This window comes from Paenarthrobacter sp. NPDC089675 (assembly GCF_044749185.1).
In the GTDB taxonomy this organism is placed as follows: domain Bacteria; phylum Actinomycetota; class Actinomycetes; order Actinomycetales; family Micrococcaceae; genus Arthrobacter.
The window spans coordinates 103,520-123,781 of record NZ_JBIVHM010000008.1 but is presented as its reverse complement, the minus strand read 5'-3'; the positions used below and the strand labels follow the sequence as shown (position 1 = coordinate 123,781).

The 20,262-nt window shown below is 63.7% G+C and carries 24 protein-coding genes; 14 read left to right on the top strand and 10 right to left on the bottom strand.

Features of this window, described 5'->3' with window-relative positions; all coding sequences use genetic code 11:
• Positions 1 to 13: 13 nt before the first annotated feature.
• From ureG to ACIPY2_RS16950, 7 genes are all read left to right on the top strand, one after another.
• Positions 14 to 631 carry an urease accessory protein UreG gene (ureG, locus tag ACIPY2_RS16980; RefSeq protein WP_400267564.1) on the top strand — a complete coding sequence of 206 codons (618 nt, stop codon included), beginning with the start codon at positions 14 to 16 and terminating at the stop codon, positions 629 to 631.
• Positions 628 to 1,485, top strand: coding sequence for an urease accessory protein UreD (locus ACIPY2_RS16975; RefSeq protein WP_400267563.1), 858 nt, complete (start codon positions 628 to 630; stop codon positions 1,483 to 1,485). Before ureG ends, ACIPY2_RS16975 begins: the two co-directional genes overlap by 4 nt.
• A complete protein-coding gene (locus ACIPY2_RS16970) occupies positions 1,485 to 2,525 on the top strand; it encodes a HoxN/HupN/NixA family nickel/cobalt transporter (RefSeq protein WP_400267562.1) in 1,041 nt (346 codons plus the stop codon). The genes ACIPY2_RS16975 and ACIPY2_RS16970 overlap by 1 nt, the downstream gene beginning before the upstream one ends.
• 255 nt (positions 2,526 to 2,780) lie before the next feature.
• Positions 2,781 to 3,290 (top strand): RNA polymerase sigma factor, encoded by a 510-nt coding sequence (locus ACIPY2_RS16965; RefSeq protein ID WP_400267561.1) that lies wholly within the window; start codon positions 2,781 to 2,783, stop codon positions 3,288 to 3,290.
• A gap of 2 nt (positions 3,291 to 3,292) precedes the next feature.
• Positions 3,293 to 4,303, top strand: coding sequence for a hypothetical protein (locus ACIPY2_RS16960; RefSeq protein WP_400267560.1), 1,011 nt, complete (start codon positions 3,293 to 3,295; stop codon positions 4,301 to 4,303).
• A gap of 206 nt (positions 4,304 to 4,509) precedes the next feature.
• The gene (locus ACIPY2_RS16955; protein ID WP_400267559.1) at positions 4,510 to 4,707 is read left to right on the top strand and encodes a hypothetical protein; all 198 of its coding nucleotides are present in this window, start codon (positions 4,510 to 4,512) and stop codon (positions 4,705 to 4,707) included.
• Positions 4,704 to 4,934, top strand: a complete 231-nt coding sequence (locus tag ACIPY2_RS16950) for a hypothetical protein (RefSeq protein WP_400267558.1) — start codon at positions 4,704 to 4,706, stop codon at positions 4,932 to 4,934. The genes ACIPY2_RS16955 and ACIPY2_RS16950 overlap by 4 nt, the downstream gene beginning before the upstream one ends.
• 70 nt (positions 4,935 to 5,004) lie before the next feature.
• On the opposite strand, the gene ACIPY2_RS16945 is transcribed toward ACIPY2_RS16950, so the two are convergent.
• From ACIPY2_RS16945 to ACIPY2_RS16925, 5 genes are read right to left on the bottom strand one after another with little or no spacing between them, the layout of a single operon-like run.
• Positions 5,005 to 6,039, bottom strand: coding sequence for a lactonase family protein (locus tag ACIPY2_RS16945; protein WP_400267557.1), 1,035 nt, complete (start codon positions 6,037 to 6,039; stop codon positions 5,005 to 5,007).
• Between the two features lie 13 nt (positions 6,040 to 6,052).
• Positions 6,053 to 6,883, bottom strand: a complete 831-nt coding sequence (locus ACIPY2_RS16940) for an aldo/keto reductase (protein ID WP_400267556.1) — start codon at positions 6,881 to 6,883, stop codon at positions 6,053 to 6,055.
• Positions 6,884 to 6,932: 49 nt separating this feature from the next.
• Entirely contained in the window at positions 6,933 to 7,985 is a 1,053-nt protein-coding gene (locus ACIPY2_RS16935; protein WP_400267555.1) for an NAD-dependent epimerase/dehydratase family protein, read from the bottom strand.
• Complete coding sequence (locus ACIPY2_RS16930) at positions 7,982 to 8,953, bottom strand: aldo/keto reductase (RefSeq protein WP_400267554.1); 972 nt, start codon at positions 8,951 to 8,953, stop codon at positions 7,982 to 7,984. Before ACIPY2_RS16930 ends, ACIPY2_RS16935 begins: the two co-directional genes overlap by 4 nt.
• Before the next feature lie 33 nt (positions 8,954 to 8,986).
• Complete coding sequence (locus tag ACIPY2_RS16925) at positions 8,987 to 9,808, bottom strand: aldo/keto reductase (protein WP_400267553.1); 822 nt, start codon at positions 9,806 to 9,808, stop codon at positions 8,987 to 8,989.
• Between the two features lie 184 nt (positions 9,809 to 9,992).
• Here ACIPY2_RS16925 and ACIPY2_RS16920 point away from each other — a divergent pair, with 184 nt between their 5' ends.
• A complete protein-coding gene (locus tag ACIPY2_RS16920; protein ID WP_400267552.1) occupies positions 9,993 to 10,898 on the top strand; it encodes a helix-turn-helix transcriptional regulator in 906 nt (301 codons plus the stop codon).
• A 23-nt stretch (positions 10,899 to 10,921) separates the two neighbouring features.
• Here ACIPY2_RS16920 and ACIPY2_RS16915 read toward each other — a convergent pair whose 3' ends face one another.
• Together ACIPY2_RS16915 and ACIPY2_RS16910 are read right to left on the bottom strand one after the other, a co-directional pair.
• Positions 10,922 to 11,131 carry a dodecin gene (locus tag ACIPY2_RS16915; RefSeq protein WP_011773002.1) on the bottom strand — a complete coding sequence of 70 codons (210 nt, stop codon included), beginning with the start codon at positions 11,129 to 11,131 and terminating at the stop codon, positions 10,922 to 10,924.
• Positions 11,132 to 11,237: 106 nt separating this feature from the next.
• A complete protein-coding gene (locus tag ACIPY2_RS16910) occupies positions 11,238 to 12,044 on the bottom strand; it encodes an SDR family oxidoreductase (protein ID WP_400267551.1) in 807 nt (268 codons plus the stop codon).
• 146 nt (positions 12,045 to 12,190) lie between these two features.
• Here ACIPY2_RS16910 and ACIPY2_RS16905 point away from each other — a divergent pair, with 146 nt between their 5' ends.
• The gene (locus ACIPY2_RS16905) at positions 12,191 to 12,622 is read left to right on the top strand and encodes a universal stress protein (RefSeq protein ID WP_400267550.1); all 432 of its coding nucleotides are present in this window, start codon (positions 12,191 to 12,193) and stop codon (positions 12,620 to 12,622) included.
• A 75-nt stretch (positions 12,623 to 12,697) separates the two neighbouring features.
• Here the strand turns inward: ACIPY2_RS16905 and ACIPY2_RS16900 are convergent, their stop codons facing one another.
• On the bottom strand, positions 12,698 to 13,399 hold the full coding sequence (locus ACIPY2_RS16900) for a FadR/GntR family transcriptional regulator (RefSeq protein WP_400267549.1): 702 nt from the start codon (positions 13,397 to 13,399) through the stop codon (positions 12,698 to 12,700).
• Positions 13,400 to 13,705: 306 nt separating this feature from the next.
• A complete protein-coding gene (locus tag ACIPY2_RS16895; RefSeq protein ID WP_400267548.1) occupies positions 13,706 to 14,107 on the bottom strand; it encodes an alpha/beta fold hydrolase in 402 nt (133 codons plus the stop codon).
• A gap of 131 nt (positions 14,108 to 14,238) precedes the next feature.
• On the opposite strand from ACIPY2_RS16895, the gene ACIPY2_RS16890 reads away from it, so the two are divergent.
• The 5 genes from ACIPY2_RS16890 to ACIPY2_RS16870 all read left to right on the top strand — a co-directional run bounded on the left by ACIPY2_RS16890 (position 14,239) and on the right by ACIPY2_RS16870 (position 19,530).
• Positions 14,239 to 15,732 carry a four-carbon acid sugar kinase family protein gene (locus ACIPY2_RS16890; protein WP_400267547.1) on the top strand — a complete coding sequence of 498 codons (1,494 nt, stop codon included), beginning with the start codon at positions 14,239 to 14,241 and terminating at the stop codon, positions 15,730 to 15,732.
• A gap of 16 nt (positions 15,733 to 15,748) precedes the next feature.
• A complete protein-coding gene (locus ACIPY2_RS16885) occupies positions 15,749 to 16,648 on the top strand; it encodes an NAD(P)-dependent oxidoreductase (RefSeq protein WP_400267546.1) in 900 nt (299 codons plus the stop codon).
• Between the two features lie 113 nt (positions 16,649 to 16,761).
• Positions 16,762 to 18,228: a GntP family transporter gene (locus ACIPY2_RS16880; protein WP_400267545.1), complete on the top strand. Its 1,467-nt coding sequence runs from the start codon at positions 16,762 to 16,764 to the stop codon at positions 18,226 to 18,228.
• Positions 18,228 to 19,103, top strand: a complete 876-nt coding sequence (locus ACIPY2_RS16875; protein WP_400267544.1) for a class II fructose-bisphosphate aldolase — start codon at positions 18,228 to 18,230, stop codon at positions 19,101 to 19,103. Before ACIPY2_RS16880 ends, ACIPY2_RS16875 begins: the two co-directional genes overlap by 1 nt.
• Before the next feature lie 40 nt (positions 19,104 to 19,143).
• The gene (locus ACIPY2_RS16870; protein WP_400267543.1) at positions 19,144 to 19,530 is read left to right on the top strand and encodes a DUF1304 domain-containing protein; all 387 of its coding nucleotides are present in this window, start codon (positions 19,144 to 19,146) and stop codon (positions 19,528 to 19,530) included.
• Positions 19,531 to 19,539: 9 nt separating this feature from the next.
• On the opposite strand, the gene ACIPY2_RS16865 is transcribed toward ACIPY2_RS16870, so the two are convergent.
• Complete coding sequence (locus tag ACIPY2_RS16865; RefSeq protein ID WP_400267542.1) at positions 19,540 to 19,959, bottom strand: VOC family protein; 420 nt, start codon at positions 19,957 to 19,959, stop codon at positions 19,540 to 19,542.
• Positions 19,960 to 20,262: the final 303 nt, after the last annotated feature.

The window sequence follows — 20,262 nt, the reverse complement described above, 5'->3', positions numbered from 1 at the left end:
CCAAGGAGGACACATGACTGAGCCCATCATCATCGGCATCGGCGGACCCGTCGGAGCCGGAAAGACCCAGCTCGTGGAGCGCATTACCCGCCACATGAGCGGCGACATCTCCATGGCCGCCATCACCAACGACATCTACACGATCGAAGACGCCAAGATCCTCGCCGCCAACGGCATCCTGCCCGAGGACCGCATCATCGGCGTGGAAACCGGAGGCTGCCCGCACACCGCCATCCGCGAAGACACCTCCATGAACACCGCTGCGATCGAGGAACTCAAGGAACGGCACCCGGACCTCCAGGTGATCTTCGTCGAATCCGGCGGCGACAACCTCTCGGCAACCTTCAGCCCGGAGCTGGTGGACTTCTCCATCTACATCATCGACGTAGCCCAAGGTGAGAAGATCCCCCGCAAAGCCGGGCAAGGCATGATCAAGTCCGACCTGTTCATCATCAACAAGACCGACCTGGCACCGCACGTGGGCGCGGACCTGTCCATCATGGAGCGGGATTCCAAGGAATTCCGCGGCAACAAGCCGTTCTGCTTCACCAACCTCAAGACGGACGAAGGGTTGGAGAATGTGCTGGGCTGGATCAAGCGCGACGTCCTGATGCTCGATCTGGCGCAATGAGTACTGCCGTCAGCGCGCCGCCACGGGGTGAACTCCGGCTGCGGATCGCCGAGCGAGCCGGCAGGTCCGTTGCTTCGAGGCAGTTCCACGAGGGCGCATTGCGGGTGCTCCGGCCGCATTACTTGGATCAAAGCGGCCAGGTTTGCTATGTCATGGTCAACCCCGGCGGGGCTTATCTGGGGGCGGACCTGTTCCTCGTGGAAGTGGAGGTGGAGGACGGCGCGGAGCTGCTGCTCACTACGCAATCGGCCACCAAGATCTACAGGACCCCGGAGTCCTTTGCCGAGCAGCGGATGACCCTGCGCCTGGGGGAGGGGGCCCGGCTGGAACTGGTTCCGGACCAGCTCATCGCCTACCGAGAGGCCAGCTACCGGCAGGTTTCGCACATCAGCCTGCGCCCGACGTCGAGCCTCGTCATGGCTGAGGTCATCACACCGGGCTGGTCGCCCGACGGAGCCGCTTTCCGCTACGAGGAGCTCCGGCTCCGGAACGAGATCCGGGTGGAAACGGACCACGGTTCCAAACTGCTCGCGCTCGACAACCTCCTCATTCGTCCACCGCTCGGGGACGTGACGGGCATGGGATTCATGGAGGGCTACAGCCACTTGGGTTCCCTGATTGTTGTGGACCCCCGGGTGAACCAGGAACTCGCCGACCAACTGGACCGGGCGGCGCGTGACTACGAAGCCTGTTCGGGTGTTTCATTGACCATCAGCGTCGCAGGGACCACGGGGTTGGTGATGCGTTCGTTGTCGAACAGCACCCGGGAGCTCAATGAATTGCTGGGCGCCTGCACTGCCCTTCTGCGGAAGCGTTGGCACGGGCAGGAGCCCTTGAACCTAAGGAAATACTGATGACCACGCTGACCGAGTTCGCCGCAATGTATCGGGACCGGGAAAAACTCTCCTTCCGCACGCGCTTGCTGTTCACTTTCGGTGCCGTCGCTGCGTTGCACGCGGCCGCCGTCGTGCTTTTGCTGGCGGGTGCCGCGGGAGGTGCGCAACCGCTGGCGCTGGGCCTCGTGGTCACCGCCTATGTGGCCGGAATCAAGCACAGCTACGACTGGGACCACATCGCCGCGATCGACAACTCCACCCGGAAGTTCGTCGCGCAGCGCAAGGACCCCGTCAGCGTGGGCTTTGCGTTCAGCCTGGGCCACAGTTCAGTGGTGGTCCTGGCCGGTTTGCTGGTGGTGGCGGGCGCCACGGTGATCGGGCAGTTCATGGAGGACGGCACCACCGGGAACAAGGTCCTGGGCCTGATCGGCAGCGGGGTCTCGGGCTTGTTCCTGCTGGTCATGGGGCTCTTCAACGGTTCGGCATTCGTCCGTGCCACCCAGGCGTACCGGAACGTTCAGGCCGGCGGCGATGTCCGGCCCGAGGACCTCGAAGCCAAGGGATTCGTTGCGAGGCTCCTGTCCAAGCCGCTGTCCAAAGTGGAGCGGCCGCGGAACATCTACGTCATCGGTTTCCTGTTCGGCCTCGGGTTCGACACGGCCACAACCATCGGGCTGCTGGTCATCACCACGACGGCGTCCCTAGCCGGTGTTTCGCCCCTCGCCTTGATGGCCCTGCCGCTCGCGTTCACCGCAGCGATGACCCTATGCGACTCAGCGAATGGCGTGGCCATGATGAAGATGTACCGGTCGGCCATTCACAACCCGCAGCGCAAGCTCGGCTTCAACGCCGTGATCACGGGCATCTCCGCCGTCTCTGCCCTGTTCATTTCCGTCATCACGCTGGGCGGATTCCTGAACGCAGCCTTCGACCTTGAAGATCCGCTGACCACGTGGCTCGGAGAGATTGACCTCGGTGATGCGGGCTTGATCCTGGTTGGCCTGTTTGTGGTGGTGTGGTCCGTGTCCGCGTTGCGTGGCCGGACTCGGGAGGGTTAGGAAGCAGCCACCGCGTTGAACAACTCGGTGGTGTCCACCCCTCGGCCCGGTGTGTCCAGGACTTTAAGTGGGCGCAAGCAGATTTTGCTGGATCATTCGCCTGGCTCCCCGAGTAAGCCGCGCAAATCCGGGCTTCCTTCGGGTGCGGGTGCGAATGATCCAGCAGAATCTTCACGCACACTGTAACCGTGGCGACCCGGCCGGAAACTATATGGGTATCCTGCAGTTCCGGGTTCTATTCATCAGGGGGAAATCGTGCTTTCCGAGCGCGAATTGGCGTTTATCGCCATTCACAAAGACAGCTATCCAGCCGTTTTCAGATTTGTTGGCCGCCGCGTGGAATCGGCGGAGGTGGCGGAGGAAATTGCCGCCGATGTATTCCGCGTGGTGTGGCAGAAATGGGCGGATGATTCCAAGCCCGAACTCCCGTATTTGCTAAGCGTCGCGCGGAACCTCGTGGGGAATGCCTATCGCAGCAGGGACCGCCAGCAGGCGCTCCAGGAGAAGTTGCGTACGACGGCGGTGCAACGTTTCGGCGGTAGCTCCGAAAACGTCGCGGTACAGGATGCAATGGCCCGCCTGCGCGAGAAGGACCGGGACATCCTCCAGTTGGCCTACTGGGACGGCTTGGGCAGCGCCGAAATCGCCGAGGTTCTCCAGTGCAGCGAATCCGCCGCGAAAGTACGGCTGCACCGCGCCCGCGCCGCATTCCGGAAACAACTGCCTGCAGGTTCAGAAACGACTACAGAGAAGTTGGGGGTCTGACCATGGATCCGATCAAGAACCAGATTGCCGCAATCGACCCTTTCGATCCGGCGACGGAACCGAACGGCGAGGAAGCCCTGCACAAGATGCTCTCCGGCTCCACCGTCTACAGCGACACCAACCCGCTGCGTGGCGTTCCATCACTTGAGGAACGGCGGCTGCGGAAGGCACGGATCGCCGGAGGCCTGCTCCTGGGGGCGGCCGCTGTCACCGCGGGGGTCCTGGTGGCGTCCAACTTCGGACCGGTCAGCTCGACGCCCGCACCAGCTGTCACCGTGGACACCGCCACGCCAACGCCTTCCGCCACGGCTACGACAACTCCCACGGCCACCCCAACGCCCTCGGCAACCCCTACGGCGGCACCCACCCAAGTGCCGACGCCGACCACGCCCGCCGTGGCCACCACTGCGCCGGTTGTGCCGCCCGTGCAGGTGCCGACGACGAAGACGTTCACGTTCCCGGACGGGCATTTGTCGTTCACATATCCGGCTGCTTGGACTGTGCAGACGGAGCAGGGCCCGTACCTTTCGGAGGAGACGAAGGCTGCGTCGCTCGGTGCCACCATCTTTGATGAGGCGGGCGCCAAGCTCGCCGTTATCAACAGCGGGATGTATGGAGATGGCACGGGTGGTTGGGTGAAACGGACGGTTTTCGACAGGGCCACGGTGCCCGGCCTGAAGTCGATGATCCGGCCGCAGGATACGGTGGAATTCGGGTTCTACTCCCACCAGGCAGCCTTGATGGTCCATCCAGGTGAGACGCAGCCGGCAATGCCACTCGACACGACGCCCTGGTATGGCATGGACGTGCGCCTGTCTTCCGAACTCCAAGAGGGCGAGACGGGCTCCGGCACCAACCAGATCCAAATGGGTAACGGCATGATGAGCGCCTACGTGTACTTCGACTTCGAAAAGCAACCCACGTTCGCCACTCCTGCCGCAGCCAAGGCGTGGATGGGGTCCCGGCAGTATGCCCAGTTGAAGGCAATGCTCCTGAGCCTGAGCTACAAATAGGACGAAACGAAGCCCGCAGGACCTTCATGGGAGGTCCTGCGGGCCTTCCCACGACTCGACGGCGCCAATCATGCTGGTCAAATGCATCTAACCATGCGGAAACCTTGTGCATTTGCCCATAACAAACGCGGGAGGAGTTTCATAGGGTTGAGGAGATCTGCTTCACACTGCAGAGTCCGGACCTACCCAAGGATGAGTTTTCAACGATGAAGAGCATCGCCCTCCTGCGTGAACGAGCCACCCGCGTCATGCCTACCGGTTCCCACTGCCCGGCATCGGGTATGTGGAGTCCCGAGTCGGAGCCCGACGCCGTTCAGATTTTCCCCGAGGGGCATGTCCTTCCCGCCCACAACGGCGCGCCGACTGTGTGGCGTCGGCGCCTCTCCGCCGACGTGTCGGCATGACCAGCAGCATCCTCCACCGCCCGGCCGAGTACAGCCATGTCCCCGCAAGCGAGTGGAGCCACCTGAAGGCCGGCGATCCCGTCTGGATCTACGACGTTGCCTGGGGCGCCGGTACGGGCCGGGTCGATGACGTGTCCCAACACCAGGAACTCCTGTGGGTCATCCTCGAGCCGACGGGCCGCAAACTCATCTGCGGCACGGACGACGTTGAGGTCTGGGCCGCCTAAGAACCACCGGGATGGCATTAGGTGCCAATGTTTGAGCGGAGCATTGGCACTTAATGCCATCCCGGCGCTTTTAACCGGCAGGTACCAGGACGCTTGGCGATCCCGTCTCCACGCGGCTGACCGGCCCATCCGGAAGGCCCGTTTCCGCGTCCAGTTTGTAGCTCACGACGTCGTTGGAGCCTTCGTGCGCCACGAACAGCCAGCCTTCGCGCACCAAGTGGTGCCGCGGCCAGTCGCCACCGCTGGACACGTCGACCAAAGGGGCCAGGCTGGTTCCGTCGTCTCCGACCTTCAGGATGCAGATCCTGTTGGACCCGCGCACGCCAACATAGGCGAACCGCCCGTCAGGTGACAGGGCAATCTCCGCTGCCGCATCGCCGTCGAACGGTTTGTTGACGCTCACCGGCACCATGGCGGTGAGTTCAAAGACGCCTTGGGGTTCGGCCTTGATCGCCGCCACCTCGACCGAATACTCCGTGTCGATGAAAACGGTGCCGCTGGAATGCCTGGCCATGTGGCGCGGTCCAGAGCCCTTCGGCAGGATCACCTGATGGTCGGCGTGAAGTCCTTCGCCTACCGAGTACTTCCAGACCCGCACCAGGTCGTTGCCCAGGTCTGTCGTCAGGATCCGGCCGTCCGGGAGCATGAGGCTTGAATGCGCGCGGCTGGGCCTCGGCTGGTTGGGGGCTCCGTTGTAGTGGGGGTCGACGGCGGCTTCCGCGCTGTGGCGGGAGGTGATGGCGCCGTCGTCGTCGAGTTCGAAGAGGATGACCTGACCGTCGCCCCAGCAGGTGGCGATGATGAAATGCCCTTGCGGATCCGCCGCAACGTGGCAAGTCGCTTCCCCGGTGGGCCAAGGCTCGCCGAAAGGCTCCAGTTCGGCAACACCCGTACGGCGGTAGGCCTGCACTTTCCCGGCTTCTTCGGCCACGGCGTAGAGCACGGGAAGTGTGGGGTGCAGGGCGATAAATGAGGGGGAGTCGGCGGCAGCGGCGAGCCCCAGGGAAGTGAGCTTCCCGTGGGAGTCGGCGGAAATCGCGCCGATGCCCTCGCCCTTGGCGTTGCGGTCGGCTGTATAGGAGCCGGTCCAGATGACGGTTTCCATATAAGTCCTCCCCCTAGTGTCCCTGGACGTCCGAATCGACTCCGGCGTCCGGTCCGGCGTCGAGCGTTTGCAGTGCGTCCAAATCATCGGGGTCGAGTTCGAACCCGAACACGTCCAGGTTTTCCTGCATGCGCTGGGGATTGGCCGTCTTGGGAATGGCCACCAGTCCCTGCTGGACGTGCCAGCGCAGCACCACTTGGCCAGGGGTCTTGCCGTGCTTCTCGCCGATCATCCCCAACACCGGTGCGTTCAGGAGGTCGCTGCCGGCACCCAGGGGGCTGTAGGACTCCGTGACGATGCCGTGCTTCTCGTTGAAGGCCCGGGCGGCCGGCCGCGGAACTGACGGGCTGACCTGGATTTGGTTCACCGCCGGCACAACGCTGGTCTCGGCAAAGAGCCTGTTTAGATGGGCCGGCTTGAAGTTGGAGACACCTATGGAACGGACTTTGCCAGATGCCTGGAGTTCCTCGAAGGTCTTCCATGTGGACACGAACTCGTCGCGGCGGGGGAGTGGCCAGTGGATGAGCAACAGGTCCACGTAGTCCAGGCCGAGCCGCTTCAAGGAACCGTCCAAGCCGGCGACTGCCTTGCCGGACCCCTGGTATTCACCATCGAGTTTGGTGGTGATGAACAGCTCGCTCCGGTCGATTCCGCTGTTCCGGATCCCGTTGCCCACGCCGGTCTCGTTGCCGTATTTCACTGCTGTGTCGATGTGCCGGTACCCCCGCGAGACGGCTTCCACCACCGCCTCGGCAACCTGGGTGTCGTCCAAGGGCCATGTGCCCAGGCCAAGCTGGGGAATTCGGTGTCCGTCGTTGAGTTCTATGAGCGGGGCTGACGCCATGGGGCACGATCTCCTTGGTCGGAACGAAAAAGAAAGATTCCTTACTTTTCTACGCTGGCAGCGCAGGGCTTGGCAACAATTGACGTCGCGACCACTCGTAGAGGCGGTCACTCAGCTCCATGTAATCGTCATTCACCACCTGCAGTCCGGAATGCCGATCGTGCCATTCCACGATCTCTGCCGCGCCGTCGGCGAACGGAATGGTTGCCGCATAGTCCGGAACGAGGGCCTTGATCTTTGAGTTGTCGAACACTACGGAGTGGGACCGGTCCCCGAGCAAATTGGGACCGAGTTCGGGGCTGTGGGCAGCGATGGTCTCCGAGGAGACATGGAACAGCTCCGGCTCCGGAACTCCCGCGGCCCGCGCAAACAGCCGATAGACCTGGTTCCACGGCAGGTACTCGTCCGAGGTGATGGTGTAGCTCTCTCCGATGGCCTGCGGGCGGGCGAGGAGTCCCACAAACGCTTTGGCAAAGTCGCGGCTGTGGGTCAGGGGCCACAGGGAAGTCCCGTCTCCGTGAACCAGGACGGGCAGCCCCGCCCGCATCCGGTGGATGTCCGTCCAGCCGCCAACCATCGCAATCTTGGTCCGGTCGTAGGTGTGCGACGGGCGCACCACCGTTACCGGGAAATCCTCCTCGCGGTAGGCCCGGAAGAACAGTTCTTCGCAGGCGATCTTGTCCCGCGAGTACTGCCAGAACGGATTCTTCAAAGGGGTCGATTCCCTGATGGGCAAGGTGGCGGGAGGTTTTTGGTAGGCAGAGGCGGAACTGATGAAGACGTACTGCCCCGTCCGTCCGCGGAACAACTCCAAAGCCGTTTGCGCCTGATCGGGAGTGTAGGAGATGAAGTCCGCTACGGCGTCGTACTCCCGTCCTCCAAGCACCTCGCGCACGGCAGCGGCATCGCGGACGTCCGCATGCAACACCTCGGCACCTTGGGGAACCGGCCGCCCGGCTGACCGTCCGCGGTTGAGGATGGTCAGCCGGTGGCCCAGTGCGACGGCGCGTTCAGCCGCCGCCGCGCTGATGACCCCGGTCCCGCCGATGAAAAGGATGTTCCGCGGCGGGACGGCGCCTGTTTCGGGCAGGAGGCTGCTCACCAGGCGTAGTCCTCGGGGGCGGGGCGGTGGCCCGGGAAGATATCGTCGAGCCGCTTGAGGGCGTCCTCGTTGAGGGTGACGTCCAGTGCCCGAATCGCCGAATCAAGCTGCTCCTGCGTACGCGGGCCCACGATCGGTGCCGTCACCGCGGGCTGGTGGAGCAGCCACGCCAAGGCGACATCGCCGGGGGCATGTCCCAGCTCGTCTGCGAAGTCCTCGTACTGGCGGATCTGGTTCTCATGCTTCTTCAGGGTCTCCAGCGCGCGGCCTTCGGTGCGGCGAACGCCCTGCTCTTCCTGCTTGAGCACGCCGCCGAGCAGGCCACCCTGCAGCGGGGACCACGGGATCAGGCCAAGGCCATACTGTTGGGCCGCCGGGATGACCTCGAGTTCGAGTTCACGGCGGAACAGGTTGTAAATGGACTGCTCGCTCACCAAGCCGGTGTAGTTGCGGCGACGTGCTGCTTCCTGCGCCTGGGCAATGTGCCAACCGGCGAAGTTGCTGCTGCCCGAGTACAGGATCTTGCCCTGTTGGACAGCTACCTCGATGGCCTGCCAGATCTCGTCCCACGGCGTATCGCGGTCAATGTGGTGGAACTGGTAGATGTCGATGTAGTCCGTCTGCAAACGCTTCAAGCTGGCATCCAGGGCGCGGCGGATGTTCAGCGCCGAGAGTTTTGATTCGTTGGGCCGGTCCGTCATGGTTCCGTAGAGCTTGGTGGCGATCACGGTCCGTTCCCGGCGCTCGCCGCCCTTCGCGAACCAGCGGCCAATGATCTCTTCGGTCCAGCCGCGGTGTTCGGCGCCGCCGTAAACGTTGGCTGTATCGAAGAAATTGATGCCTGAGTCCAACGCGGAATCCATGATCGAGTGCGACGCCTCTTCTTCGGTTTTGGGTCCGAAGTTCATGGTTCCCAGGCAGAGGCGGGAAACCTTCAGGCCGGAGCGGCCCAAGTGGGTGTACTGCATTGTCTTAAGTCCTTTCCGGATTGCGGCCAGGGGTTAGAGCTGGGTAAAAGCTGCGACGGCGGGATCGGAGCCGATGCGGGCGCCGGATTCGAGGGCGGTGATTGCTGCAAGCTCGGACTCGGTGAGGCTGAGATCGGCCGCGCCGAAGTTTTCCCGCATGCGGCTGGAGTCCGCGGACTTGGGGATCACGATGGTTCCCTGGGCAAGGTGCCAGGCGAGGATCACCTGCGCGGGAGTGGTCCCATGCGCCGCGGCCACGAGTGCCACCTGCTCGGCGTTCAGGTCCTTGCCTTGGCCGAGCGGGCTGTAGGCCTCGACGGCGATGGTCAGGTCGCGGCACTTGCTTGCCAGCTCGCCCTGTTGGTACGTGGGGTGCAGTTCGATCTGGTTGACGGCAGGCACCACCTCGGCCTCGCGGAGCAAGGTGTCCACGTGGTCCGCAAGGAAGTTGGAGACGCCGATGGCCCGGATCCGCTTGTCCTGGTACAGCTTCTCCATTTCCTTCCAGGCTTGCGTGTAAAGCCCTTGGGAGGGGACCGGCCAGTGGATGAGGTAAAGATCCACCACGTCCAGGCCCAACGCGTCGCGGCTGCGCTGGAAAGCGTCGTATGCCTCGCCCTGTTCGCCGTTGCGGAGCTTGGTGGTGATGAAGAGTTCCTCACGGGGGATACCCGAGGCGGCGATGGCGGCCCCCACTCCGGACTCGTTCCGGTAGGCGGCCGCAGTGTCGATGTGCCGGTAACCCGCCTCAAGGGCGTCTTCCACCACCTTCTGGGTTTCGCCCGGGGGCACTTGGAAAACACCGAATCCGAGCTGCGGAATCGTGACGCCGTTGTTCAATGTCAGCTCTGGCATGAAGGTCTCCTCTAAATCTCAGGGTGTTTTGTCTAATTCCAGAAAGCGTTTTCGGGGCTCTGTGTTGAGCCTATTCAGTTTTGGGCGGCGAGTCAGCACTGCAGCGTGATCTTGTTTTTCCTAGGTCTGCCAGTCCTACCCAAAGTGGTGGATCGGGCGTCATAAACGCGGGCAGAATGGATGAATGGGTCAAAGCGCAGAGTTCGGAAAGTTCCTCAAGGTTATGCGTGCGCGCCTCACTCCGGAGGACGCCGGTGCACTGGGTTCCACGGGCTCCCGGAGGGTGCCGGGGCTCCGCCGCGAGGAAGTGGCGAGGCTCTCCGGCGTGAGCACCGACTACTACACCCGCCTTGAACAGGGACGGAACATCCACCCCTCCAAGGCGGTGCTCGATTCCGTGGCGCGGGCCCTGCGCCTGGACGCTGGGGAGCAGGCACACATGATGGACCTCCTGGCCCATTGCGCCAACTCCGCCGCCGGCCCGGGCCCGGTCCAGAAGGTTCGGCCGGCGGTGCGGCAACTTTTGGACGCGGTAGGCGACGTTCCGGCCATGGTCCTTGGCCGCCGCACCGATGTCCTGGCGGCCAACCGAATGGCAAACCTCCTCTTCACGGATTTCACGTCGTTGCCTGCCGGGGAGCGGAACCTCACTCGCTGGCTCATCCTCGATTCCGGCGCGGGCGTGCTGTTCCGGGATTGGAAGACCGTAGCTGCCGAGGCTGTGGGCGCTTTGCGCATGGACGTTGGCCGCCACCCCAATGATCCCCAGACCAATCAATTGGTGGGGGAACTTGCCGTACATAGCGACCACTTCCGCCAGTGGTGGGCGGGCCACCGGGTGGCTACCCGTTCGGCAGGCATCGTGCGCCTGCACCATGCGGTGGTCGGCGATCTCGAACTGAACTTTGAAACGCTCAGCCTCCCGGACGACGCCGACCAGCACCTTCGGGTCTATTCCGCCAAGGCCGGGTCGCCGTCGTCGGACGCTTTGACGCTTTTGAGCAGCTTTGGTGCGACGCCCGACGGCGGCAGGGGCGGCTCCGGGGACCTGGCGGTTAATGCCGATGTTCCTGACGAACACCGGCATTAACCGCCATCCCGAAGCGAAGGCGCTCAGCGCTCCAGGCGGAAGCCCAGTTTGATGGTGACCTGCCAGTCGGCCACGGCTCCATCCTCAAGGTGACCGCGGATCTCCTTGACCTCGAACCAGTCCAGGTTGCGCAGGGTCTGGGAAGCGGTCGCAATGCCGTTCTTGATGGCGTCATCGACGCCCTCGGTGGAAGTTCCTACAATCTCGGAAACGCTATAGGTGTGGCCAGCCATGGTGCTCCTCATCAACGTCTTTCGAATCTTGGAAAATCGGGCCCGCAAGGCAGGCCGTTCATGCAGACTAGCCCACGGAAGTTCGTGCGGCCAGAGACTTTGCGGCTTAGCTTTCCCGCCAGTCATTGCTTGTAATATGCGATCCCGCCTGGGGTCCCATTTGCAGCATTCCGCCGTCAACCGGCCAGGAAGCGCCGTTGACGTAGCTCGCATCCGGCGAGGCCAGGAAGGCGATGACGGCGGCGATTTCCCTGGCATCGCCCGGGCGGCCGACGGGTACGCCCGGCCGTTCCTCCTGGCGTGGGTCCTGGTCCGTCTGGCCCGTCATGGGCGTCGCGATCTCGCCGGGTGCCACGTTGTTTGCCGTGATGCCGTGCTCCGCCAGTTCCAGGGCCATGGTCTTGATGAGCCCGCCAAGGCCGTGCTTGGAGGCATCGTAGGCTGAGGAACCAACACGTGGCTGGAACTCGTGGACGCTCGTTACAGCGATGATGAGCCCGCCACGTCCCGCCTGGACCATGCGTTTGGCCGCTGCCTGCATGGCAACGAATGCTCCGTTGAGGTTTGTGTCCAGCGTGTTCATCCAGGTGTCGTAGTCGAGTTCCAGGAACTTGGTGCCATCGCCCGTTCCTGAGTTGTTGACGAAAACGTCTACCCCGCCGAGCTCTTCTGCCAGATGGTCGATTGCCGCAGCGGTTTCCTTGGCTTTGGTGGTATCCAGTTGCTGGACCACGGCTTTGCGGCCAAGGTCCCTGACTTCCTGGGCGGTGTCTTCGGCGCCTTGCTGGTCCGAGTGCCATGTGATTCCCACGTCCATGCCTGCCTTGGCCAAAGCGACGGCCGTGGCGCGTCCGATGCCTGAATCCGAACCCGTGACGATAGCCGTCTGCGGATTGAATGACTGATGTGCCATGATCCTGCCTTTCCGGTTGAGCCGATACCCCTACCCCTACCCGGCATGACACGGCCTAAACGGGGGATCCCGGCAAATGGCGAACGCGTGTAGATTTCTTTGCAGCACCACTGGAGCACCACCCAACCGATCCATGAGGAGAAGGCATGTCTGATGTGATTGTTGTCGGCGTAGACAACAGCGAAACCGCCAAGAGGGCGGCTGTGGCCGCAGCCAAGCTGGCCACCGCGCTTGGCGCCGAGCTGCACGTGATCAGCGGATTCTCCGATGACCGGATCGAGGAGTTCGGCAGCGGCAGCGACCGCATCACGGTTTCCTCGGCCGACTCCGCCGAGTATGTTGCCCGCAAGGTTGCCGAGGAGCTGGACGTTCCGGACAACAGCGTGAAGTACTACGCCGCCCGCGGCACGCCGGCAAACGCCCTCATCAATTACGCCGAGACGCACAACGCTTCGCTCATTGTGGTTGGCAACAAGCGCATGAAGGGCCTCGGCCGCGTGCTCGGAAGCATCGCCAACAGCGTGGCCCACGGTGCGCCATGCGACGTTTACATCGTGAACACGGAAGTGGACGCCTAAGCACCCATGTAGGTAGCAGTTAAGCGCGTTCTGACCGCTCAAAACGTGCTTAACTGCTACTCAGTTGGGCGTACGCTACGCCTCCAGCACGTACTTCTTCAGGTCGTCCAGGGTCTGCTGCATGTGGGCGTCCATGGCGAGTCGCGCCTCCTGGGGATCACGTGAGGACAAGGCTGTCGCGATTTTCCGGTGGTGGCCGATCGCGTGTTCCTGGATCTCGGGGACGGCGGAGGTCTCCGTCCGACGGGCCTCGAGAACGCGGTGCAGCGGCTCGAACAACACGGCGACGAAGACGTTGCCTGAAGCGTGAAGGATGACGTCGTGGAACGCGAGGTCCGATTCGACGAAGGCCGCGACGTCGTTCACCTCGTGGGCTGCCTGCATCTTGTCCACATGATCCTTGAGGACGGCAAGGTCCTGGTCCGAGATGCGCTCGGCGGCGAGTTCACAGGCCCCGGTTTCCAGCATGCGGCGCAGTTCGATGAGCTGGATCGCGGCTTCGGCATCCTTGGTTCCTTCGGAGGCGGCACGAAGTACGGCTTCCAGGGACGTCCACTGGTTCAATGGATTGACGAAGGTTCCGCGCCCCCGCTCGACGCTGAGGATGCGCTGTGCTTCCAGCGTTTTCATGGCTTCGCGCACGGTCATCCGGCTCACTTCGTGGCGTGCGCTGAGCTCCAGTTCGCCTGGGACTACGGTGCCGGGCGGAAATTCGCCGGTAACGATCCGATCCAACAGCTCATCAGCAACAACGCCCACCAGCGACTTGCGTGCCATGTGTCCCCAATCTTCTACTCCGGACCGTCCACCTGGAGGATTTTTCTCCCGGGCGGAAGGGTTGTCAGACATCTTACGCTGGCGTTGGCCGGCTTGTTCTCCAAAACCCCTGCAAGGCTGCGGCGCACGCGTCCGGCTGTTCCCAGTGGACGCTGTGGCCCGCGTCGGGGACCGCGCGTAATTGCCGTCCTGGCGCTCCAGCCACGAACCCTTCCATCTGTCCGATTGAGCGCACCCGGTCGCCGGTTCCGGCGATCACCAGCAAGGGCGCGGTGACGCGCCCGGGCACTGAGGGTTCGACGCCGGTCATGGCCGCCTTGGTGCTGGCGGCGAGCACGGGGAACGGTGCTTCAAACCCTTTGCTGAGCAGGTCCGTATTCTCCCGGGACAGCTTCCCATACCCCCCAGCGAATGTCCCACCAGGTGCACTCGTGACGCTCCCTGCGCCTCGATGGTGGCCGCGACCGAGGCTGCGGCTGAATCCAGCGTCCAGGTGAAGCCCGGTGGCAGCTCCTGGCCCGGGTGGTAGCCGGGAAGGTCCAGGATCCACACCGTTTGGCCGGCCTCGGCGAGCCGTGCGGCAAGCGGCTCCCAATATAGGGAGTGGGAGGCCCAGCCGTGGATCAGCACTGCCGGCGGCTGGTTGCCGGGCTGGCCGGCGGGCATGCGCACCTCGACGAAGCACTGCGGAGCCGGAGTGTCAGGCATGGCCCCAGCCTAGTGACGAGCGGCACCTTGCGCAGAGAAGAGCCGCGTGTCACACTGACAAGGAAATGTTAGATGTCTGACATCTTACATTCACGCAATTGCCACACAGATTTCCCACGATGGAGTGTTCCGTGATCCTTGAAGCCGACGTTCTGTCCGCATTTCCGGCGGAGGTCCAGATCCCCGCGCAGCTCGTGGCCGACGCCGTTGCAGCGTCCTCTGCCGATACACCAAAGATCCTGGTGGTCCTGGACGACGACCCCACGGGTACCCAGTCCGTAGCCGACCTGGCCGTGCTGACGCGCTGGGACGTTGAGGACTTCACGTGGGCTTTCACCCACATCAGCGAGAACCAGACCAAGCCTGCCGTCTACGTGCTGACCAACACCCGTAGCCTGGATGCGGCCGAGGCCGCTGCACGCAACGAAGAGATCGTCCGCAACGCCCTCGCCGCAGCCGACGGCAAGGTGAAGCTCGGCTTCGTCAGCCGCAGCGACTCCACCCTCCGCGGCCATTACCCCCTGGAACCGGACACCATCGCAGCCACAGTTGCCGCCGAGACCGGCGAGCCGACCGACGGCGTCGTCATCGTTCCAGCATTTCCCGACGCCGGTCGCGTCACCATCGGCGGGGTGCACTACATGCGCGGCACCGGAGAAGACGCCGGAACGCTCACCCCCGTGGCGGAAACCGAATTCGCGAAGGATGCCACCTTCGGCTTTGCCAACTCCGAGCTGGCCAAGTACGTGGAGGAGAAGTCCCAGGGACGCTTCTCCGCAGCGAATGTCATCGTCCTTGACCTGAACATCATCCGCGCCGGAGCCGCAGCCAACGACCCCGCGATCTCCGCCAAGGCAATCGCCGACGCGATCGAGTCAGCCACGGACTCCACCCCGATCGTGGCCGACATCGTCACCGAAAACGACTTCCGCGCCCTGGCCCTCGGCCTGGACGAAGCAGAACGCCGCGGCAAGAAGCTCCTGTACCGCGTGGGCCCGCCGTTCGTCCGCGGCCGCATCGGCCAGGAGATCCGCGAAGCCCTGACCGGCGAAGAGGCGTACGCGGGCAACACCCCCTCCACCGCCGGCGGCCTGATAGTGGTTGGTTCGCATGTTGGCCTGACCACCCGCCAGCTCAACGTCCTCACCAGTGAGCACAGCCGCGCCCGGATCGTCGAGATCGACGTCGAGAAGCTGCTGACCACAGCAGGCGAAGCAGACGAGTACATCGGAACCGTAGTGTCCGACGTCGTCGAGGCTCTTCGCGAAGGCGACGTGATCGTCCACACGAGCCGCCTGCTGATCAAGACCGACGATCCCGCAGCGAGCCTGGAGATCGCCCGCAAGGTCTCGGCCGCCGTCGTGTCCGTGGTGAACCGCACACTGAAGATCTTCCCGCCGCGCTTCGTCATCGCCAAGGGCGGCATCACCTCGTCAGATGTCGCCGCGCACGGCCTTGAAATCCGGCACGCAATCGTGCGCGGCCCCATGCTCCCGGGCATCGTTTCCCTCTGGGAACCCGTGGACGGACCGGCGAAGGGCATCCCCTACATCGTTTTCGCGGGCAACGTGGGCGACGACCAGTCCCTTGCCCAGGTCACCCGCAAGCTCAGCAACGCTTTCTAATTCAACGGAGAACACCATGACCAGCAATTACACCGTAACCGTCCTTGGCCTCGGCGCCATGGGCCTGCCGATGGCAACCCGCCTCGCATCCCAGCTGACCGTACACGGTTTCGATATCGCCGAAGCCCGCCTGGAGCTTGCAGCCGAAGCCGGTATCAAGACCTTCGCTTCCGCCCGCGAGGCTTCCCAGGACGCCGACGCGCTGCTCCTGGCTGTCCGCAACGGCGAGCAGCTCAACGATGTGCTCTTCGGCGAGAACGGCGTGGCGTCGGTGTTGAAGCCGGGCGCCGTCGTGATCCTCGGCAGCACCGTAGGCACCGAAGCCATCCCGGCCACGGTCGCCAAGCTGGCGGAATACGGCGTTGCCCTGGTTGACGCCCCGCTCTCCGGTGGCCCGAAGCGCGCCGGCGAAGGCGACCTGCTGATCGTCGTTGGCGCCGAGCCCGAAGCCCTTGAAAAGGCCCGTCCGGCACTGGAACTGCTGGCCTCCACCCTGAGCATCGTTGGCGACAAGCCCGGCGACGGCCAGGCGCTCAAGACCGTCAACCAGCTCCTGTGTGGCGTGCACATCGCTGCCGCTGCCGAGGCCATGGCCCTCGCCGATGCCCTCGGACTGGACCAGGCGAAGACCCTCGCTGCCCTTGAAGCCGGCGCTGCAGGCTCGTTCATGCTGTCCAACCGCGGCCCCCGCATCCTGGAGGCCTACACCGAGGACGGCGCCGAGGTACTGAGCCGCCTGGACATCTTCGTCAAGGACATGGGCATCGTGGGCAAGGCCACCCGCGCCGCCGGACTTGCTGCTCCTGTTGCTGCTGCCGCCGAGCAGCTCTACCTTCTCGGCCAGGCCCAGGGCCTCGCCGCCGCTGACGACTCCGCCGTCATCAAGGTTGTCGCGCCTGCCAAGCGCACCGCTTAGGTGCCTGCCTAAGTACCCCAGATAAAACCGCGACGACGGCGGTCCCCCCTTCGCCGTCGTCGCGCCTTTTTACCGGTCTTCTAGACTGGTATGTCAAAGGAGACACTCCCCAAATGAATCCCCTCATCAATTCGCTGATGGTTCGCGCCGCCGATGCGCCGGCCATCAAACCCGCAGTGGAACTGGGCACTCCGCTGCTGTTGACCATCGCCGCCGCGGGCATCGCTTTGCTGCTCGTGTTGATCATCCGCTTCAAGATCCAAGCCTTCGTGGCCCTCCTGGCCGTCAGCATCCTGGTGGGCGTTGCCGCGCAGATCCCGCTCAAGGACATCTTCACGGTAGTCACCAACGGTGTTGGCAGCACCATGGGCAAGGTGGCCCTGCTCATTGCCCTCGGTGCCATCCTTGGGCGCATGATCGAGGTGTCCGGCGGCGTGCAATCGCTGGCAACCCACTTCACCGAGAAGCTCGGCGCCAAGCGCGTTGCCATTGCCCTCACCGCCGTTGGCTTCCTCGTCGCCATCCCGGTCTTCTTCGAGGTGGGCGTCATTGTCCTGGTCCCGATCGTTTACGCTTTCGCCAAAATCGCCAAGGTCCACCCGATCAAGTTCGGCCTGCCCATGGCCGGAATCATGCTCTCCATCCACGTGGCTGTCCCGCCGCACCCGGGCATCGTTGCAGGTGCCGGCGTGTTCGGGGCTGACATCGGACTCATCACGCTGATCTCGCTGATCATCTGCGTGCCGCTCGGCTTCCTGTCCTACTGGGTTGCCAGCATCATGAACCGCAAGGACTACGAGCTGCTTCCCGGCGTCAAGGCGCAGGTTGAAGAATTCGGTTCCGACTCGCTGGTCCGCGTTGGCCACGACGGCCCCGGCGCCCGCGCCATCGCTCCGCCGCGTCCGGGCCTGATCATGTTCCTGATCGCCGCTCCGATCGTCCAGATCCTCCTCGGCACCGTTGGCACGCTGACTATCGCCAAGGACAACTACTGGTACGGCGTCGCTTCCTTCATTGGCAATCCGTTCTTCGCGCTCCTCGTTGCCGTTGCCCTCTCCTTCTTCCTGCTTGCTGTACGCCGCAACTGGTCGCTAAAGGAAACCGGCGAGATCTTCGAAGGCGCACTGCCTCCCATCGCTTCCATCCTGATGGTGGTGGCGGCCGGTGGCGTGTTTGGTGAAGTCCTCCGCACGTCCGGTATCGGCGCCGCCCTGTCCCACACGCTGGACAGCCTGGGCCTGCCGGTGATCGTGCTCGGCTTCATCATCTCGCTGGCACTGCGCGCAGCACAGGGTTCGGCCACCGTCGCCATCGTGACGACGACGGGCCTGCTCACCTCCGCGGTCATGGAGGGCGGCTACTCACCCGCCCAGATCGCCGTCATCGTGATCGCCATCGGCTTCGGCTCCTTGGGCCTGTCCCACGTGACCGACGCCGGCTTCTGGACCGTGATCCGCTACTACGGCCTCACAGTGTCCGACGGGCTCAAGACCTGGACCGTCCTCACCACCATCCTTGGCCTGGCCGGCTTCGTCCTGACGTACGTTGCGTGGATCCTGGTGGGAGGCCTGGCCCACTGATGCGCGCTTCCCTGGACCAGTTGGTCGGCTCCGCCTTGGCTTCGGGCTCTGCCGTTCCCGCTTTCACGTGCTACGACTTCACCACCGCGCTTGCTGTCGTTTCCGCGGCGGAGGAGGCCCGGCTGGGTGTGATCCTGTTGGTCGCTCCGAAGACGGCTTCCACGCCGAACGGCCTGCGCCTGATCAAGGCCCTGCGTGGCTTGGCGGACGATGCCGGCGTTCCGGTCTCCGTTCAGCTGGACCACGCCTCGGACCTGTCCGTGATCCTCGATTCCGTCGCGGCAGGCGCCGATGCGGTGCTGGCCGACGGTTCCTCCCTCGAATACGAGGACAACATCGCCCTGGTCCGCGAAGTCCGTGCCGCACTGGAAAATGCCGGCCACTCTGACGTTGTGCTGGAAGCCGAGCTTGGCGGCCTTGCGGGCGACGAGGACAAGGCCTTCGGCGCCTCGGTTGACGCGCACGACGCCGGGACTTCCGTTGCCGGGCTCACTGACCCGGCGCAGGTGGCTGACTTTGTTGAGCGTACCGGCGCGCAGTTGCTCGCCGTCGCGGTGGGGAATGTGCACGGAAAGTACAAGGGCGAGCCGAACATCCGCTGGGATGTGCTGCAGGACGTTGCCTCACGGACGGAGGTGCCGTTGGTGCTTCACGGTGCCTCGGGAATCCCGGCTGCGGAGTTGTCCAAGGCGCCATCCATGCGCGTGGGCAAAGTGAACTTCAACACCGAGCTCCGGACGGGCATCCTGTCCACGTTGGAGTCCGAAACCACGGCCCACCGCGCCGACGGGGAGAACCTCCAGGGGTTGCTGGCCCGCTGGAGTTTCTCTGCCGCTGGCTTTGCCGGCGCCACGCTGGAGCTGCTCCGCGCCTGACTTTCCGAGCCGGGAATTACAGGGAGGCTAGGATCAAAACATGATCCTGGCCTCCCTGATTTTTGCCCTCATCGCGGCCCTGCTGCACGTGTACATCTTCACCATGGAGTCAATCACCTGGACCAAGCCCGCCACGTGGAAACGCTTCAGCCTGACATCCCAGGCCGACGCGGAAACCACCAGGCCGCTTGCCTACAACCAGGGCTTCTATAACCTTTTCCTGGCCATCGGAGCGTTGGTGGGCATCATCGCCGTGTGGGCCGGTTCGCCGCAGGTGGGCTGGACCCTCGTGTTCAGCTCGTGCGGCTCAATGTTGCTGGCCGCACTGGTCCTCGCAGCAAGTGGGCGGAAGTACCTCCGGGCTGCAACCACGCAGGGTATTACTCCGCTGATCGCCGTCGTGCTTGGAATTGTCGCCATCCTCTAAAGCCGGTGGTTAGTGCTCCGGTGGGCCGGCCTGCGCTGCGGCGTCGTCCATCCACAGGATTTCCCAGTGGTGGCCGTCGAGGTCCCGGAACGCGCGGCTGTACATGAAGCCGAGGTCTTGGGCTTCGTAGGTTTCCGTACCGCCGGCTTCGAGTGCTTTGTTGGCCAACTCGTCCACAGCTTCCCGGCTCTCGGCCGAAAGGGCGACGATGGCCGCCGTCGAGTTCTTCGTGTCGGCGATGGGGTGCTTGGTGAATTCGCTGAACTTATCGTGCGTCAGCAGCATTGCGTAGATCGTGTCGCTGAACACCACGCACGCCGCGGTGTCATCGGTGAAGTTTGGGTTGATCTCGTAACCAAGCGCTGTATAGAAGGCTTTGGACGCCTCAAGGTCGCTGACAGGGAGATTCACAAAAATGGAGGTTGTCATGGCTCTGATCCTGCCGGTGTTTCGTCGAACCGTCCATAGCGGCCCACCGACGTTCTTCCGGTACCTCCTCCGATTGGAACAGGACGCGGCGCGCCGCCGGGCAACTGAACATTGCGTCGACGGTGCGTGGGCCATAGACTCAAGACGTGGCGTTTGAGGTTCTATGGCCCTCTTTACCGCATCAATGAGCGCACTGCTCTGAACAGGGACCCGATTGCCGTCGGGTCCATTGTTCTTTAACCGTGCAGTGGACTGTTGCCCACATGGCATTAGACTATCGTTTTATTCGCCGCTTTCAGCGGG

What these genes read in the sequence shown, in the direction of transcription:
- ACIPY2_RS16945 (WP_400267557.1), bottom strand. Translation starts at nt 6,039, where the DNA reads ATGGAAACCGTCATCTGGACCGGCTCCTATACAGCCGACCGCAACGCC.
- ACIPY2_RS16875 (WP_400267544.1), top strand. Translation starts at nt 18,228, where the DNA reads ATGCGCGCTTCCCTGGACCAGTTGGTCGGCTCCGCCTTGGCTTCGGGC.
- ACIPY2_RS16865 (WP_400267542.1), bottom strand. Translation starts at nt 19,959, where the DNA reads ATGACAACCTCCATTTTTGTGAATCTCCCTGTCAGCGACCTTGAGGCG.
- ACIPY2_RS16975 (WP_400267563.1), top strand. Translation starts at nt 628, where the DNA reads ATGAGTACTGCCGTCAGCGCGCCGCCACGGGGTGAACTCCGGCTGCGG.
- ACIPY2_RS16970 (WP_400267562.1), top strand. Translation starts at nt 1,485, where the DNA reads ATGACCACGCTGACCGAGTTCGCCGCAATGTATCGGGACCGGGAAAAA.
- ACIPY2_RS16915 (WP_011773002.1), bottom strand. Translation starts at nt 11,131, where the DNA reads ATGGCTGGCCACACCTATAGCGTTTCCGAGATTGTAGGAACTTCCACC.
- ACIPY2_RS16900 (WP_400267549.1), bottom strand. Translation starts at nt 13,399, where the DNA reads ATGGCACGCAAGTCGCTGGTGGGCGTTGTTGCTGATGAGCTGTTGGAT.
- ACIPY2_RS16870 (WP_400267543.1), top strand. Translation starts at nt 19,144, where the DNA reads ATGATCCTGGCCTCCCTGATTTTTGCCCTCATCGCGGCCCTGCTGCAC.
- ACIPY2_RS16930 (WP_400267554.1), bottom strand. Translation starts at nt 8,953, where the DNA reads ATGCAGTACACCCACTTGGGCCGCTCCGGCCTGAAGGTTTCCCGCCTC.
- ACIPY2_RS16950 (WP_400267558.1), top strand. Translation starts at nt 4,704, where the DNA reads ATGACCAGCAGCATCCTCCACCGCCCGGCCGAGTACAGCCATGTCCCC.
- ACIPY2_RS16920 (WP_400267552.1), top strand. Translation starts at nt 9,993, where the DNA reads ATGGGTCAAAGCGCAGAGTTCGGAAAGTTCCTCAAGGTTATGCGTGCG.
- ACIPY2_RS16885 (WP_400267546.1), top strand. Translation starts at nt 15,749, where the DNA reads ATGACCAGCAATTACACCGTAACCGTCCTTGGCCTCGGCGCCATGGGC.
- ACIPY2_RS16925 (WP_400267553.1), bottom strand. Translation starts at nt 9,808, where the DNA reads ATGCCAGAGCTGACATTGAACAACGGCGTCACGATTCCGCAGCTCGGA.
- ACIPY2_RS16940 (WP_400267556.1), bottom strand. Translation starts at nt 6,883, where the DNA reads ATGGCGTCAGCCCCGCTCATAGAACTCAACGACGGACACCGAATTCCC.
- ACIPY2_RS16960 (WP_400267560.1), top strand. Translation starts at nt 3,293, where the DNA reads ATGGATCCGATCAAGAACCAGATTGCCGCAATCGACCCTTTCGATCCG.
- ureG (WP_400267564.1), top strand. Translation starts at nt 14, where the DNA reads ATGACTGAGCCCATCATCATCGGCATCGGCGGACCCGTCGGAGCCGGA.
- ACIPY2_RS16895 (WP_400267548.1), bottom strand. Translation starts at nt 14,107, where the DNA reads ATGCCTGACACTCCGGCTCCGCAGTGCTTCGTCGAGGTGCGCATGCCC.
- ACIPY2_RS16910 (WP_400267551.1), bottom strand. Translation starts at nt 12,044, where the DNA reads ATGGCACATCAGTCATTCAATCCGCAGACGGCTATCGTCACGGGTTCG.
- ACIPY2_RS16880 (WP_400267545.1), top strand. Translation starts at nt 16,762, where the DNA reads ATGAATCCCCTCATCAATTCGCTGATGGTTCGCGCCGCCGATGCGCCG.
- ACIPY2_RS16955 (WP_400267559.1), top strand. Translation starts at nt 4,510, where the DNA reads ATGAAGAGCATCGCCCTCCTGCGTGAACGAGCCACCCGCGTCATGCCT.
- ACIPY2_RS16905 (WP_400267550.1), top strand. Translation starts at nt 12,191, where the DNA reads ATGTCTGATGTGATTGTTGTCGGCGTAGACAACAGCGAAACCGCCAAG.